This window comes from Streptomyces spiramenti, from assembly GCF_012034385.1.
Taxonomy (GTDB): Bacteria; Actinomycetota; Actinomycetes; order Streptomycetales; family Streptomycetaceae; genus Streptomyces; species Streptomyces spiramenti.
The window spans coordinates 38,976-54,663 of record NZ_JAAVJB010000012.1 but is presented as its reverse complement, the minus strand read 5'-3'; the positions used below and the strand labels follow the sequence as shown (position 1 = coordinate 54,663).

Sequence of the window (15,688 nt, the reverse complement as noted above, 5' to 3'; positions counted from 1 at the left end):
CTGAGGTGGCGGACCATCTTGATGCGCTGGGACTCGCCGCCGGAGAGGCTGGTCGTCTCGCGGTCCAGCGAGAGGTAGCCGAGGCCGATGGCGACGAGCGCGCGGTCGGCGGTCTCGCGGGACTGCGCCCACAGCACCACGGCAGCGGGCCCCAGCCGTCTGACGGCCCCGAGGAGTGCCTCTGCCGGCATGGCCGCCCCGAACACACGCGTCGGGACGCCGCGTTCGCCGAGGGCGGCGGCGAGTGCCTCGATGGGCAGGGTGTGGTGCTCGTCCGCCACACAGGTCAGCAGCGTCGGCGCGGCGCCGGGCCTCGGCGGGGCGGTGCGGCGGCGCCGGAACGCGGACGACACGTGCCAGGACAGCAGGTGCTCCACGCCCACGTACGGCTCGCCCTCGACCGCCCACTTGCGCCCGACCGTGTGCAACGCCGGGGCGATGACCTCCTCCCAGGCCGCGATGAGGCCGTGGCGTTGCAGGGCGAGGTCGAGGAGTTGCTCCAGCGCCGGGCCGTCCAGCCGTGCAGCGGCGTGCGCCAGACCTCGCCACTCGGGCCCCGGCCGGACGGCAGCGGTCCCGTGATCCGGGTCGAGACCCGGACCCGAGTCCGCCCTGCGGGACGGCATCCCGGGGGAGGGCGCCGGTGCACCGCGGAGTCGTCCGGCGGTCGGGGCGGAGCCGGGGCGGGGGAGGGTGCCGTTTCTCGGCGGCGGCAGCCGGACGGTGCCGGGAACCGACCGGGACGCGATCAACGGTCGGGCCGGGGCGGTGACGAGGGAGGTGCGGTCGAGGGCGCGGGCGGCGACCGCGTACCGGGTGAGTTGCGGGGGCCCGTCGCCGCCCTCCGCGTGGTTGCCGCGCGGCGGTGGCGGACCACCGGCGCGGCACGGTTGCTCGGGCGTCCGGTCATGGCGCCGTTCGGCTCTGGCCGCTTCGCGCGTCCCCGGCATCGTGCTGCCGTCGCCGATCGGCGCGTCCTGCGGCGGTTCACCCGCCGCGGCGGTCGCGCCGGGTTCGGCGGCACCGCCGGGGCGCCCCCCATGCGCCGTCGGCGTGGTGGTCGCCGGTGCGAAGGCTTCCGACGGCGAGGGGGCACTGTCGGTGGTGCGGAATCCGCGACCCGCGCCGGGCGGTGCCGGGAACCACCCGTCCCCGGCGCCGCCCGGCCGCGTGCCGCCGTCCGAGACGCTGCCGCTGTCCCGGGCGCTTGCGGCGCTCGGGACGGTGCCGGTCCCTGGGACGGTGCCGGTCTCCAGGACGGTGCCGTCGGGGCGACGCGTGCCGTTCGCGAGGCCGGGCGGTTCGTGCACGACGTTCCCGGGGCCGGTGGTTCTTCGGCCGGCGGGACCGTCCGCATCGCCCGTGGCCGAGCGGGCGGGGCCGTCGGCTCCCGGGACGTCGGCCGCGGGCAGCTTCGCCACCAGGGCGGCGCGGGCCGCCTCACGCGGTGGGACGCCCAGGCCGGTGAGGCGGCACATCTCCTCCACCCGTGCGATGTCGGCAGGGGTCCACCGACGGTGCCGGCCGCTCTCGTGGTGCTCGGGTCCGATGGCGTAGCGGCGTTCCCAGCTGCGCAGCGTCGTCGGTGCGACGCCGAGGCGGCGGGCCACGGCGCCGGTGCTGAGGGCGGGCCTGCTGCCCTCCGATGGGTGGGGGTCGCTCCGGTCGGCGCTCACCCGGACCATGCTAGGCAGTACACACCCGCCCCCGGGCCGAGTTGATCATTCCCGCGCCTGGGCGTGCCGTGGCCGTGACGGGCGCGGAGGCAGCGCGGACGCCCGGGACTGCCGGTCGCCGGTTCGGGCGCCGGTGCCCGGGGGCGACGTGGCGGACATCCGGACGAGGGGGCACGGCGCACACCGCCGTGGGGCGCGGGGCAGTGGGTCGAGAGCTGCGTCGGCTCGGGGTTGGACATGGCCCCGGCACCCCGCCGAGCCGACCGGTCGTGCTCCACGCCCCGTGCGGCCCCCGGCCGACCGTGTCCGCCCGGCGCCCCCGCCGCTCCCGTGGCGGCCCCTGGGGTGGCGCGAAGGGGCCCGCACCGTCCCGGGGTGCGGGCCCCACGGCGGGCCTGGCGCGCATTGCCGCGGAGCCCATGGCCCGGCGGCGTCCCGTTCCGGCCGTCGCGCGTCAGCGGATGCGGGCGTGGATGACCTCGCGCGCCGCGCGCGCCCCGGACGCCAGGGCGCCCTGGACGGAACCGGTCGCCCGGTGGTCACCGCAGATGTAGCGCCCCTCGGCGAGCCGGGTGGGACGGCTCAACGGCCAGGGCGGCGTCATCGCGGGGAGCGCTGCGGGGACGGTTCGGGCGTCGACCAGGTCCCAGTCGGCGGTGTCGGCGCCGTACACCTCCGCGAGCGCCGCCCGCACGGCCGCTTCCCGTCCGGGGACGTCGTCGCCCACCACCGAGGTGGCGATCAGGGAGTACCCCGGTGGCGCGTAGGCGGGCGCCACCTGGCTCAGTACGGCGGTGTTGAGGAAGCGGCGGGCGGAGTCCAGCAGCAGCGTCGGCTCACGCAGCGGTGGTCGTGACGCCGCGTGGTAGTAGGTGGTGACGGTGCGGAACGCGGGGACGGCGAGGTCGGGCAGCAGCCGGGCGGCGGTACCCGCGTCGGTCGCGACGACGACCGTGGAGGCGGCGATCCGGCCGCCCGCCGAGAGGGTCACGCCCTCCTCGGTGATCTCCGAGACCGGGCATTCCAGCCGCAGCGACCCGGTGGGGAGGCCGTCGGCGAGCTGCCGGGGGACCGCCCCGATGCCGCGGGCGGGGAGGGTGAGGTGGCCGCGCAGGAAGCTCCGCCACACCAGGTGGAACATCCGGCTGGTGGTGGTGAGTTCGTCGTCGAGGAAGACCCCGGCGAGGAACGGGTGGAGCAGCTCCGACACCAGGCGGTCGGAGAGGCCCGACCGCTCCAGTTCCTCACGGGTGGTGCGTTCGGGGGAGCGGCGCAGGGCGCGGTGCAGCGTGGGGCCGCTCAGCAGCATGTCCCGGGCGCTCAGCCGCCCGAGTGCGAGCAGGTCGCGGGCGTCGGCGGCCCCGGAGGTGAGGGCGCCGGCGGCGCGTCGGGGGCTGCGGGTGGGGTTGTCCCACCGGACGCGGCCCTCGAGGGTGTGGACCAGCACCCCCGACGTGAAGGGGTGCAGCCGCAGCGACCGCAGGTCCAGGCGGCGGGCGACCTGCGGATAGGCGGTGTTGAAGACCTGGAAGCCCCGGTCGAGGAGGAAGCCGTCGCGGCGGTCGGTGCGCATCCGGCCCCCGACCTCGTCTGACGCCTCCAGGACGGCCACCTCCAGGCCGGCGTCGGTGAGATCGCGGGCGCAGGCGAGCCCGGCGAGTCCCGCGCCGATGACGATGACGTCGGGGTGGTCGGGGTGGTAGCGGCTGTGGGCCGGCACGTTGTTCACCTTCCTCCGGCCACTCGGCCGGTGACGGGCGCCGGGGCTGCCCGGCGGGTGGGTGGTTCACCGCCGACGGTCAGGGGTGGGTCCGCGTCGGGCGGTGCAGGTCGGGACGGGCGAGCGGGGACGCGAGTCCGCGGGAGGCGCGTGAGCGGGCACCCGCGGACGGGCGGCTCCCGTCAGTCGACCCCCCGGGCCTGCTTGAACCGGTCCAGGCCCTCGCTCAGGGAGACGATCGGGTCCGGGTAGTCGTAGCGGGCGCGTTCCAATCCGGTCAGCTTCCACGGTTCGTGGACGGCAGAGCCTTCCAGCTCGGCCAGTTCGGGCACCCAGCGTCGGACGTACTCGCCGTCGGGGTCGTAACGGAGCGCCTGGCGGATCGGGTTGAGGACCCGGTTGGGACGGGTGTCGGTGCCGGTGCCGGCCATCCACTGCCAGTTCATCTGGTTGTTGGCGACGTCGCCGTCGACCAGGAGCCGCAGGAAGTGCCGGGCGCCCCAACGCCAGTCCAGATAGAGGGTCTTGGTGAGGAAGCTGCCCGCGAGCAACCTGCCGCGGTTGTGCATCCACCCCTCGGCGGACAGCTGCCGCATCGCCGCGTCGACGATGGGATAGCCGGTGAGCCCCTCCCGCCAGGCGGCGAAGTCGTCCTCGGCGGCCTGCCCGGTGCGCCAACGGTCGTGCTTGGCGCGGTAGTCGTCGTGCGCGGCGGCAGGCCGGGCCGCGAGGACCTGGTGGTGGAACTCGCGCCAGCAGACCTGTCGCACGAACGCCTCGGAGCCGCTGCCGGCGACGGCCCGCGCCCGGTGGACGATCTCCGTCGGGGACAGCGTGCCGAAGTGGAGGTGCGGGGAGAGCCGGGAGGTGCCGTCGCCGGGAAGGTCGTCGTGGCGTTCGTCGTAGTGGTGGATCCCGCTGCGCAGCCAGGTGGTGAAGATCCTGCGGGCCGCGTCCTCCCCGCCCGGCGCGAGGCCCTCGGAGACGTCGGGGATCTTCTCCCGGCAGGGCAGTTCGTCGGAGTCGACCGAATCAGGGACGCGTACCGTGCGCGGGGCGGGCAGCGGGTCGCGGAGCCGCTCCTGGTCCCAGCGGCGGTGGTAGGGCGTGAAGACCGCGAAGTGGTCGGAGCCGGCGGGGACGACCGCCCCGGGCGGCAGTGCGGTCACGACCGCTTCGTGGACCCTCAGCCGTCGGCCGTCCTCCCGCAGCGCCTCCCGTAGCCGGTCCTCGCGCCGGTGGGCGTACCGGCTGACGTCGGCGGCCACGTGGACCTCGTCGGCGTCGACCTCGCGGGCGACCTCCCGGACGCGGGTGACGACGTCCCCGGTGCGCAGGACGAGCCGTCCGCCGCGCTCGCGGAGGCCGCTGTCGAGATCGCCGAGGCAGTCGGCGAGGAAGGCCAGCCGGTTGGGGGCGGTGAAGCCGGCCGCGTCGATCCGCTCGTCACGCACGAAGAGCGGGACCACCGTGTCGTGGTTGTCCAGCGCGGCCCGCAACGGGGGGTGGTCGTGCAGGCGCAGGTCCGAGGTGAAGAGGACTACTGCGACGGTCATGGGCGGGCTCCTGGGCGGTGCGGGAGTGCGGCGGCGGTGTGCGGTGACATCGGTGGTGCGGGTGCGGGTGCGGGTGCGGGGGTCGGGTGTGGGTGCGGGTGTGGGTGCGGGGGTCGGGTGTGGGGGTCGGGTGTGGCGGGGCCTGCCCGCGCCGGTCAGCCGCGGTCGACGCCGACGGCGGTCGCCTGCGTCGTGCGGGACTGTTCGGTCGCCTCCTCGTTGCGCGCCCGGTGCTCGGCAGCGCGCGCGATGTTGCGCGCCATGCCGCCGAACACCACCGCGTGGAACGGGGAGATGCTCCACCAGTAGAGGTGGCCGAGCAGGCCGTGCGGATGGAACAACGCGCGTTGCGAGTACTCGGTTGCGCCCGTTCCGGGTGACGCGTCACCGGCGCTCTGTCCGTCGGGCTCCGCCGTGTCGGCGCGCAGCTCCAGCCAGGCGAGCCCGGGAAGCCGCATCTCGGCGCGCAGCCGGAGCAGCCGGCCGGGCTCGATCTCCTCCACCCGCCAGAAGTCGAGGGTGTCGCCCACGCGGAGCCGCTGCGCGTCGCGTCGGCCGCGCCGCAGGCCGACCCCGCCCATGAGCCGGTCCAGGCCGCCGCGCACCGCCCAGGCGAGGGGGAAGGAGTACCAGCCGTTGTCCCCGCCGATGCCCTCGATGACGCGCCACAGCGCCTCGGGGCTCGCGTCGACGCGCTGGGTCCGGCGGTCGGTGTAGAGGCTGCCGCCGGACCAGTCGGGGTCGGTGGGCAGCGGGTCACTGGGCGCGCCGGGGACGGAGGCCGACGACCAGCGGGTGGCGACGTCGGCGTCCCGGACACGCCGCAGGGCGAGCGTGAGCGCCCGGTCGATACCGATCGGGGCGCCGGGCGGGTCGGGGACGTGGTCCGTGATGTCGTGCTCGCGGCAGACCACCTCGTGGCGCAGCGACTCGGTGAGCGGGCGCGCGATGGTGGGCGGAACGGGGGTGACCACGCCGATCCAGTGGCTGGAGAGCCGGGGGGTCAGGACGGGGACGGGGAGGATCACCCGCCGGGGGAGGCGCGCCACGGCCGCGTACCGCTGCATCATCTCCGCGTAGGTGACGACGTCCGGCCCGCCGATGTCGAAGCCCCGGTTCACCTCGGGCGGCATGTCCGCGCTGCCGACGAGGTAGCGCAGCACGTCGCGGACGGCGACGGGCTGGGTGCGGGTGCTGACCCAGCTGGGGGTGATCATCACCGGGAGCCGTTCGGTGAGGTATCGCAGCATCTCGAAGGAGGCGGATCCGGAGCCGATGATCACCGCGGCGCGGAGGACCGTGGCCTGTACGGGGCCCTCCAGGAAGATCCGGCCGACCTCGGCGCGGGAGCGCAGGTGGGGCGAGAGGTCGCGTTCGGGGACGCCCTCCGGGGTGAGGCCACCGAGGTAGACGATGCGCCGGACCCCGGCGGCGTGTGCGCGGTCGGCGAAGTTCCGGGCGGCGCGGCGGTCGGTCTCCTCGAAGCTGTCGCCGCTGCCGAGGGCGTGCACCAGGTAGTAGGCGACGTCGATGTCGCGCATGGCCTCGGCGGTGGAGTCGGGGTCCGTCACGTCGCCGCGGACGACGGCGGCGCTGTCGGCCCAGTCCTGGTCGCGGAGGCGTTCGGGGGAGCGGGCCAGGCAGCGGACCCGGTGGCCCGCCCGGAGCAGCTCGGGCACGAGGCGTCCGCCGATGTAGCCGCTGGCGCCGGTGACCAGGCAGCGCAACGGATGGCCGGTGGACGGCGCCCCGTCGGCGGCGGGCTGTTCGTCGGGGGCGGCGGGTTCGTCGGTCCCGCCCGCCGGGATGTCGGCGCCGGTGGAGCGGGCCGGGCCGGCGGCGGTGCGGGAGGCTCCCGGGGCGGCGGCGGGTGATCCGGATCCGGCCGGGGCGGAGCTCGTGACCGCCCGGTCGCCGCCGTGGTCTGCCGTCGCCCCGCGGGTACGGGGGGTGTCGCCGGTGTGCCGAGCGGTCATCGTGCCTCCAGGTCGCGCTGGTGCCTCCTGCCCCACCTTCGCCCCTGGCGGCGGAATCCGCTCACGGGGGCGTCGGCTGCACCTGCCCCACCTTGCGCCCCGCACGCCTTCCGTGGTGGTACGGAGCGCGTGTTCGGGCGTGCGGTGCGGGCCCGCGCCCCACCTCGCCCGCTCCTGCGCCGGGTGGGAAGCGCCCCGCCGGGGCGGGGTCGGCGGGGCGCGCGGCTCGCCGGCGACCGGGGCCGGGAGGAGGCGGGATGCGGGAACGCGGAACACCCCGCCCCGCGTGGTCGCGGGGCGGGGTGTTCCGGTGGTCGTCGGGCCCGTGGGCCGGTCGCCGTGCCCGTGGGGCGGGCGGGGTGGGTCAGTGGTTGACGCTGTCCTTGTCGCTCCCCGGGCCGTCCTCGCCACCGCCGGCGGCGGCCTCGGCCTCCCGGGCCTTCTTCGAGGCGGCGAGGCTGGTGATCGTGGTGACCACCAGGACGCCGCAGATGACGGCCAGCGAGACCTGGGTCGGGATCTCGGGGACCGGCACGTCGTACTCGTGCAGCGCGTGCAGGAAGAGCTTCACGCCGATGAACCCGAGGATGATCGACAGGCCGTAGGAGAGGTGGACCAGCTTCTGCAGCAGCCCGCCGATCAGGAAGTACAGCTGCCGCAGGCCCATGAGGGCGAAGGCGTTGGCGGTGAAGACGATGTACGGGTCCTGGGTCAGGCCGAAGATCGCCGGGATCGAGTCCAGCGCGAACAGCAGGTCGGTGGTGCCGATCGCCAGCATGACGATGAGCATCGGCGTGATCAGCCGCTGCCCGTCGCGGACGATGGTCAGCTTGGTGCCGTGGTACTGGTCGGTGGAGGGGAAGCGCTTCTCCACGAGCCGCATGAAGCGGTTCTCCTGGAACTCCTCGTCCTCGTCGTCGCTGCGGGCCTCCTCGATCAGCTTCCACGCGGTCCAGATGAGGAAGGCGCCGAAGATGAAGAACATGAAGGAGAAGTTCGAGATCAGCGCGGCGCCGCCGGCGATGAAGCCGGCGCGGAGCACCAGGGCGATGAGGATGCCGATCATCAGCACCCGCTGCTGGTAGATCTTCGGGACCGCGAACTTCGTCATGATGAGGATGAAGACGAAGAGGTTGTCGACGCTGAGCGACTTCTCGGTGATGTAGCCCGCGAAGAACTCGCTCGAGGCCTGGCCTTCGCCCATCCAGAGGAGACCCAGACCGAAGAGCACGGCCAAGGCGACCCAGACGGCGGTCCAGATGCCCGCCTCCTTGGTCGTGACCTCGTGCGGCCTGCGCCCACCGATGAAGAAGTCGGCGGCGATCAGGGCACACAGACCGACGATGGTCAGGACCCAGATGTTCAGGGTGACGTCCATACAGCTCTCCTAGCGGCTGCCGGGCGACGTTTGCCGGCGGTGTCGAACCACGGTCCGGGGGGTTCCGGCCTCGGTCCGGCGGTGCCGGTCGGGCCGCTGCCGGTGTCACCACCGTGCGTGCCGTTCTCCGGACCACCGGCCGATTCTAGTGACCCGGACGACCGAAGTGGGAGGTTGGGCCGGGATCTCCCACACCTCCGCCACACCGCCGTGACCCCAGCGTGGCCGCGTCTGCGCCGGTTGTTCGGCGGGGGTGGCGGAAGGTCGGGGTGCGTCGGCGCAGCGTGACGGCGTGGACACCGCGAGCCCGGTGGCCGTCCGGCAGATGAGCGGGGTGCGTGACGAAGGCCACAGCGGGTCCGATTCGTCGCCGCCCGTGCCGTGACCGCCCGGAAAGATGCGGGTTGCATGATGAATCGCTTCCCGATCGCGCGCCCGCGTGCGCGCTGTCGGCGCCCCGCTGACCCGGCGGGGCGGGCGCCCGTCGGTCGCGGCGCGCGCCGGGTGTGGGTACGGCGACCCGGTGCGCGGGCGGCGGAGCGGGACGCGAACGAGGGAGCGAGGGGTCATGGGCGGCGTCATCACGGGGTTCGCGACGATCTCGGTGATCATCGCGGTCGGCTACGCGGCCGGCCGGTTCGACGTCCTCGGCGACAACGGGCGGCAGGTCCTCACCCGGCTGGCGTTCTCCATCGCCACGCCCGCGCTGCTCTTCACCGTCATGGCGGAGGCAGACCTGTCGGTGATCCTCTCCGCGCCGCTGGTCGTGACCGCACTCTCCACCTTCGCCGCCGCGCTGCTCTTCGTCGTCGTCGCCTGCGTGCGGCGGTGGGGTGTCGGCTACTCGACCATGGGCGCGCTGTGCGCGAGCTACGTCAACGCGGGCAACCTGGGCATCCCGATCGCCGCCTACGTGCTGGGCGACGCCTCGCTGGTGGCGCCGGTCCTGCTCCTCCAGCAGCTGTTCGTCGCTCCGGTGGCGCTGACGATCTTCGACATCACCACCGCCGAGGAGCGCCCCGGGGTCTGGCGGCAGCTGACCTCGCCGTTCCGGAACCCGGTGGTGGTCGGCTCCCTGCTGGGGCTGGGGGTGAACGTGGCAGGGGCGACGGTACCGACGGTGGTGATGGACCCGGTGGCGCTCATCGGCGGCATGTCGGTCCCGGCGGTGCTGCTGGCCTTCGGGATCTCGCTGCGGGGCCGGGCGCTCCCCGGCCGTGGCCCCGACCGCTGGCCGGTGCTGCTGTCGGTGCTGATCAAGGTCACGGTGCAGCCGTTCCTGGCCTGGCTGATCGGGGCCGGGTTGTTCGGCCTGTCCGGCGAGACGCTGTTCGCCGTGGTGGTGGTCGCGGCGCTGCCGGCGGCGCAGAACCTGTTCACCTACGCGTCGCGGTACGACATCGGGACGACCCTCGCGCGGGACTCCGTGCTGCTCTCGACGATCCTCGCCGCCCCGGCGCTGGTGGTGGTGACGGTGCTGCTGCGCTGACGCGGCCGTCGCACCCACCGGTAGCCGCGACCGCGGTTCCTTCAGCCGCGGTCCGAGTCGGCCGGCGGCGGGAGCCGAGGCGGCTGCGTGGTCGCCGGCTCCGGCCGCGGCCCCTCGCCGTCGAACCCGGTGGGCGCCGCGCCGAGGATCAGGCGCTCCACCGCGGCGCGGGCCAGGGCTTCCGAGTACGGGCCCGGGTCGAGCGCGTGGTGGATCGACAGCCCCTCGACCAGCCCGTCCAGCTGGCGGGCGGTCTCGGGTAGGACGTGCCGCTCCAGGGACGCGCGGCTGCGCGCCATCCACGAGCGCGTGATCCGGCGGAACTCGGGGCGCCGCGCCGCCAGTGTGTACAGCTCCAGGGTGACGACCAGCGAGTCCCGGTCGCCGAAGGTGTCCCGCAGGATGATCTGCACCACCGCGTCGGCGACCTCGGGCAGCGAGCGCGCTCCCGCCATCCGCCCCTCGAAGCGGTCGCTGATCCGCAGCGAGAACCGGGTGAACGCCTCGTGGAGCAGCTCGTCCATGCCGGTGAAGTGATAGGTGACCGAACCCAGCGGCACTCCGGCCCGGGCGGCGATCCGCCGGGCGGAGGCGCCCACCACGCCGTCCTCCGCGATCACTTCGAGGGCGGCGTCGATGATGCGGTCCCGCCGGCCGGGGTCGTTGCGCCGCGTGCTCATATCCGCGTCAGTGTAGGGCCCCCGGGGTGCCCGGCTCCCCGGGCAGCGATGCCCGGCCCCTCGCCCCGCGGTGCCCGGCCCCTCGCCCCGCGGTGCCCGGCGCGGGTGCCCGGTGAGGCCCTCCCGCGACCGCGCGCGCATGCGTACGATCGTACGCATGCTCTCGACCTCCCCCACGCCGCAGGTGATCCGCCGCTGGCGGCTCTCCCTCTTCGTCTTCATGCTGCTGGTCGGCGTCTCGATGTCCTCGTGGATCGTCCGCACCCCCGCGGTGCGCGACGCCATCGAGGCGTCGACCGCCCAGATGGGCCTGGTCCTGCTCGGGCTGTCGGTCGGGTCGATGTCGGGCATCCTCAGCTCCGGTGCCGCCGTCCGGCGATTCGGCGGCAGGCACACGATGGCGGTGGGCGGCGTACTGGTCGTGGCCGGCGTGCTGGTGGTGGGACTCGGCAGCGAAGCGGCCTCGGCGCCGCTGGTGGCGTTCGGCCTCGCACTCTTCGGCGGTGGCGGCGGCCTTTCCGAGATCGCGGTCAACATCGAGGGTGCCGACGTCGAACGGCGGCTGGAACGCTCGGTGCTTCCGGCGCTGCACGGCTGCTTCAGCGCCGGAACGGTGGTCGGGGCGCTCGTCGGCATCCTCTGCACCTACGTGCGCGTGCCGGTCATCTGGCACCTCGCGGTGGTCGCGGCCCTGGCCGCCGCCGCCGTCGGCTGGGCGCTGCGCGGTATCCCCGGGGGGACCGGTCGCCGTGCCGCAACGCCGGGCCACGGCGGCGGGGCACGGGCCCAGTTGGCCGTCTGGCGGGACCGGCGGGTGCTGCTGCTCGGTGCGGTGGTCCTGGCCCTCGCCCTGGCCGAGGGGTCGGCCAACGACTGGCTGCCGCTGATCATGGTCGACGGCCACGGCACGGGGCAGACCGTGGGTTCGATGGTGTTCGCCGCGTTCGCCGCCGCCATGACGGCGGGGCGCTTCGCCGGTGCCGCGCTGTTGGCCCGGTTCGGGGCGGTGCGGGTGCTGCGGGGGAGTGCGGTGATCTCCTCCGTGGGCCTCGCACTGGTGGTGTTCTCGCCGAGTCCCGTCGTCGCGGGGGCGGCCGTGGTGCTGTGGGGGCTGGGCGCCTCGCTGGGCTTCCCGGTGACGATCTCCGCGGCAGGCGACTCCGAGGACCCCGACGCCGCGGTCGGCGCGGTCGCCACCGCCGGCTACCTGGCCTTCCTCGCGGGACCACCGGTCCTGGGCTTCGTCGGCGAACACGTCGGGCTGCGCGGCGCGATGGTCCTGGTGCTGCTGGTCGTCGCCACCGTGGTGGTGACCGCCGGGGCTGCGCGTCCCCGTGAGGCGGGCACGACGACCGCGGGCGGGACACCGGACGCGGGCGGGGCGGCGGACGGCGGGTCCGCCGCCGGTGGCGAGGGCGGTGGCGAGGGGCGGCCCGAGCGGGTCGGTTGACGCGGCTGCCGACCCGCTCGGCGCCGCCTGCGTCCCCCGGGCCGCCGCCCGTGTGCGGCGGCCCGAGGGGACGGGGTGGTGCCGTCCCGGGACTCCCCCCGGGACTCCCCCCGGGGCCGCTGCCGGGACGTCAGGCCAGGCCGTGCACCCGCTGGGTGGTGAGCTGGTAGCGCGCCGACACGACCTTGATCCGACCGTCGGCGACGCGCGGTGCTATGTCCACCTCGGCGCTGAGCGTGTCCCGGACCGAGCGGGTGAAGGCGTTGGTGGTGGCGTCGACCTGGGCCTCCCCGGTGGTCGTGTGGTCGATGGACGGGATGATCCGGTCCACCAGATAGTCGAGGTGCTCGGGCAGCTGGGCACCCGTCTCCTCCGCCTGGATCGCGGCCTTGACGGCGCCGCAGTGCTGATGGCCGAGAGTGACCAGCAGCGGGATTCCGAGCTCCAGGACGCCGTACTTGAGCGAGCCGATGACCGCCGAGTCCAGGACGCATCCGGCGGAGCGGATCACCATGAGGTCGCCGAGCCCCTGGTCGAAGACCAGCTCCGGCGGGACCCGCGAGTCGATGCAGGAGAGGACCAGGGCGAAGGGTTGCTGGCCCGAGACGGCGGCCACCCGCCGGGCCGCCGACTCGTTCGGGTGCTGCTGAGTGCCCGCGCGCCACCGGTTGTTGCCCGCGACGAGGCGCTTGAGCGCCTGGTTCGGGGTGGTTGCGGCCGGAGCGGAGTCGAGTGCACCCGGCCCGGCCGGGCGGGAGGGGGCGGCCACCGCCTGCCCGGCACCGCCGAGCGTCAGGGCGGCGCCGAGCGCCGCGGACCCGGCGAGAGCGGTGCGGAGGAAGGTGCGGCGACCGTTGCCGTGGGTGGCGGCGGCGGTCGCCGTGCACGGGGCGGTGGGGTGGGAGGGGGTGGGGAGTGGGCCTGTGGCCTCACAGTTCGAAATCACGATCGGAAACTAGATGCTGACTCAAGCCTTCTGATCGATGTGGTGATTACTTGATCGCTGCTTGGCGAAACCATGGTCAAAGAGCAATGTGAATTGACCGAACCTTGGACCGTGCGGCTCTTGCGCCGTAGCCGGGACTCTGTCGGTCGCCCCTCGGTCGACGGCGTCAACCAGCCGAACTCGGAAGGGTGTTGAGCGGCCACACGGCGCCGCCGGCGGACGGCCGGTGCCCGACCGCTGCGTGCCGGGCGTGACCTGCCGTGCCCGTGTCCGCCCGTGTCTCCCCGTCGGCGCCGGTCGGGTCGCACCGGCCGGGCTTCCAGCCGTCGCGCCGTCGCGCCGCCGCGCGGGGGTCGGGCGGCGCTGTCGGTGCGGACTCCCTGGGCCCCCGCCGCCGTCCCGGCGGCCCGGGCGACCGCCGAGGCACGGGCCCCGCGCGGGGGAGCGATGCCGGTGCGGCTCGGGAACCCTCGCCGCCGACGCTTCCGGTCGGCGGTCCGGCGACGGGCGCGCCGCGGGACCCTCGTCTCGCCCGCTGTCCCACGCGCTTGCGACGTCGCAGGTCAGCGCGTGGTTTTCATCCCATCGTCCCTTCGGGCCGGGCCTGCGTTGACCGCTGGTGAGGCTGCGCCGCACTCTGCTGACGGTGCCGGTGGGACGGCGCCGCAGGGCCCGACCGAACCCGCGTTCCACGGGGTGCGGCGGGCGTGGTTCCCCGCCCCGTCACGGGGGGCGGAGGCGGGGTCCACGGGGGAGCGTGAGCGACGAGAGGAGGTGCGAGATGTCCCGTACGACGGGTGGTCTGCCGCGGCGAGTGGCACGCGGCTGGAGCTGGAGCTGAACGGTCGGAGGCGGCCGATAAGTGAGGGAGCGGCGTACGCCTGACGCAAGGTCGCCGATTTTCGTGACTCTGGGTAGTCGTGTGTCGGTCGTGGTTGCTACGCTCGGCGGTGGATGACGACAAACACCGCCGGGGGTGGGTTGTGGCCGGCGTACGCGAGAACACCGCTGCCATCGAGGCATTTGCCGAGAAGCTGCGCGAGCTGAAGGGCAACACGAGCCACAGCTTCGAGTCGATAGCGCGCCGCACCGGCGTGAGCCGCTCCACGCTGCACCGCTACTGCTCCGGCAAGGGAGTACCGGCGGAGTTCGCGACCGTGGAGCGGTTCGCCCGGTGCTGCCGCGCCGAACGGGCCGACCTCACCGAGCTGCACCGGCTGTGGGTGCTGGCTTCCGAGCCGGTGCCCCTGCCGGCCGACGCGGCGGACGGGTCGGCCGTTCGGGACGAGACGGGGGAGGCGGGTGTCGAACGGGAGGCAGCCGGCCCCCCGGCCGTCGCCGCATCCGAACCGACGGGCGGCGGTCCCGCACCAGCCACCACCGACCCGGGGGGCATCACCGTTCCCGCCGCCGCCGCCGACGCCGCGGCGGATGCCTCCGACGGAGCCGGCCCGACCGGTGGTCGAGAGACCGACGCGGGGGTCCGGTTGCGACCCCGGCTGTCGGCCCTGCTGCTGGTTCTGGCACTGCTCGTCGGCGCGGGCGTCGCCGCCGTGGCCCTCTCCGGCGGCGGGCCGGACGACCGGGCGCGGGAGGACGAGGCGGCCGGGGGCGGCGCGGGGGCCGCGGCCGACGAGGAGCGCGCCCTGCTCCGTCACCCCTGCGACGAGCCCATCGCCATGGGCCGCCACGACGGCTGCGTCGAGGAGCTCCAGGAACTGCTCGTGGCCCGGGGGCTGCCGATGGTGGTCGACGCCCAGTTCGGCCCCGAGACGCTGCGCCGCGTCACCGCCTTCCAGGTCTTCGCGGGACTCGGGGTCAACGGTGTCGTCGGCGACGAGACGAAGCTCGCCCTGTACGAGTCGGACGTCGCGGTAGAGACACCGGAGGAGGACGAGCTGGCGGAACTCATCAGGGAGCTCTTCCCGGGCGAGGACGCCGACACCGCCGTGGCGGTGGCGGCCTGCGCGACGAAGTTCGACCCTCTCTACGTGCTCGGCAACGAGAACGGCACCCGCAACTGGGGGCTCTTCCAGATATCCGACAGCCGCCTCAACGACCTCCGGAGCACCCCGCTGGAAGCGCTCGACTGGGAGACCAACATCCGGCTCGCCCACGCGCTGTGGGAGCCGGAGGAGAGCTTCGAGCACTGGTCGCACTGCTTCGCCGGCATCGACCGGGTGCGGGAGGAGATGGCGGCGCGTGCGAGCGGCGAACGCGACCAGTGACCGGTGTCCGGCGACGGTGACCGGCGACGGGTCGGGGACGCGTCGGCGGTGGGCGGCGAATCCCCGCGGCGGCTCACCGGGGAGGCCGACCGCCACGGCGCGGTGGGTGGCTGGCGTGGTGGGCACCCGCACCGATGGCCTCCGGACGGGCCCCGAGGCCATCCGGTGCGCCTCGCGGCCCGGCGTCCTATGCTCGGAGCCGCTGCCGCACGGCGGCGCCGGCGCCGTGCGCACACCCCGCGGGCGGGCCGGACCCCGTCACGAGGACTCCCATGCCGGACCAGGAAACAGCCGATCCGCCGGGGCAGCGCAACCGTCCCGGCGAGCTGTCGCTCTCACTCGGGCTCGTCGCCCTGGTCTTCTCCTTCGTCCCTACCCTCGGCGAGCTGATCGCCGTCCCCACCGGCCTGGCGGCCCTGGTGCTCGGTGTGGTCGGGGCGCGCCGCTGTGAGCGCGGTGAGGCCGCCAACCTCGGCTGGTCGCTCGCGGGTGCCGCGTTGGGCGTGATCGCTCTGCTGATCGTGGTCCTGGTCATCGCGGTGGTCGGCAGCCCGGTGCGGTGAGGCGCGGTGCGCTGCCCCGGCCGGTC

Annotated in this window: 11 protein-coding genes; 4 read left to right on the top strand and 7 right to left on the bottom strand. The window is 74.7% G+C overall.

Annotated features, from left to right (window positions below; all coding sequences use genetic code 11):
* From HCJ92_RS25745 to HCJ92_RS03220, 5 genes are all read right to left on the bottom strand, one after another.
* A partial coding sequence (locus HCJ92_RS25745; protein ID WP_420824665.1) for a MerR family transcriptional regulator occupies positions 1-1,676 on the bottom strand: 1,676 nt, incomplete at its 3' end.
* Between the two features lie 454 nt (positions 1,677-2,130).
* On the bottom strand, positions 2,131-3,405 hold the full coding sequence (locus HCJ92_RS03235; protein WP_420824664.1) for an NAD(P)/FAD-dependent oxidoreductase: 1,275 nt from the start codon (positions 3,403-3,405) through the stop codon (positions 2,131-2,133).
* Between the two features lie 173 nt (positions 3,406-3,578).
* The gene (locus HCJ92_RS03230) at positions 3,579-4,952 is read right to left on the bottom strand and encodes a cryptochrome/photolyase family protein (protein WP_167931845.1); all 1,374 of its coding nucleotides are present in this window, start codon (positions 4,950-4,952) and stop codon (positions 3,579-3,581) included.
* A gap of 155 nt (positions 4,953-5,107) precedes the next feature.
* Positions 5,108-6,928 carry an SDR family oxidoreductase gene (locus tag HCJ92_RS03225; RefSeq protein WP_245240538.1) on the bottom strand — a complete coding sequence of 607 codons (1,821 nt, stop codon included), beginning with the start codon at positions 6,926-6,928 and terminating at the stop codon, positions 5,108-5,110.
* Between the two features lie 364 nt (positions 6,929-7,292).
* Positions 7,293-8,306: a TerC family protein gene (locus HCJ92_RS03220; RefSeq protein ID WP_167931844.1), complete on the bottom strand. Its 1,014-nt coding sequence runs from the start codon at positions 8,304-8,306 to the stop codon at positions 7,293-7,295.
* Between the two features lie 568 nt (positions 8,307-8,874).
* On the opposite strand from HCJ92_RS03220, the gene HCJ92_RS03215 reads away from it, so the two are divergent.
* Entirely contained in the window at positions 8,875-9,795 is a 921-nt protein-coding gene (locus HCJ92_RS03215) for an AEC family transporter (RefSeq protein ID WP_167931843.1), read from the top strand.
* Between the two features lie 41 nt (positions 9,796-9,836).
* Here HCJ92_RS03215 and HCJ92_RS03210 read toward each other — a convergent pair whose 3' ends face one another.
* Entirely contained in the window at positions 9,837-10,475 is a 639-nt protein-coding gene (locus tag HCJ92_RS03210; protein ID WP_167931842.1) for a TetR/AcrR family transcriptional regulator, read from the bottom strand.
* A gap of 157 nt (positions 10,476-10,632) precedes the next feature.
* Between HCJ92_RS03210 and HCJ92_RS03205 the strand changes: the two genes are divergently transcribed.
* The gene (locus tag HCJ92_RS03205; RefSeq protein ID WP_245240537.1) at positions 10,633-11,925 is read left to right on the top strand and encodes an MFS transporter; all 1,293 of its coding nucleotides are present in this window, start codon (positions 10,633-10,635) and stop codon (positions 11,923-11,925) included.
* A 130-nt stretch (positions 11,926-12,055) separates the two neighbouring features.
* Here HCJ92_RS03205 and HCJ92_RS25510 read toward each other — a convergent pair whose 3' ends face one another.
* The gene (locus HCJ92_RS25510) at positions 12,056-12,871 is read right to left on the bottom strand and encodes a carbonic anhydrase (protein ID WP_338053992.1); all 816 of its coding nucleotides are present in this window, start codon (positions 12,869-12,871) and stop codon (positions 12,056-12,058) included.
* A 983-nt stretch (positions 12,872-13,854) separates the two neighbouring features.
* Here HCJ92_RS25510 and HCJ92_RS03195 point away from each other — a divergent pair.
* Both HCJ92_RS03195 and HCJ92_RS03190 read left to right on the top strand, forming a co-directional pair.
* Positions 13,855-15,099, top strand: coding sequence for a helix-turn-helix domain-containing protein (locus HCJ92_RS03195; RefSeq protein ID WP_167931841.1), 1,245 nt, complete (start codon positions 13,855-13,857; stop codon positions 15,097-15,099).
* 272 nt (positions 15,100-15,371) lie between these two features.
* Entirely contained in the window at positions 15,372-15,662 is a 291-nt protein-coding gene (locus HCJ92_RS03190) for a hypothetical protein (protein ID WP_167931840.1), read from the top strand.
* Positions 15,663-15,688 lie beyond the last annotated feature (26 nt).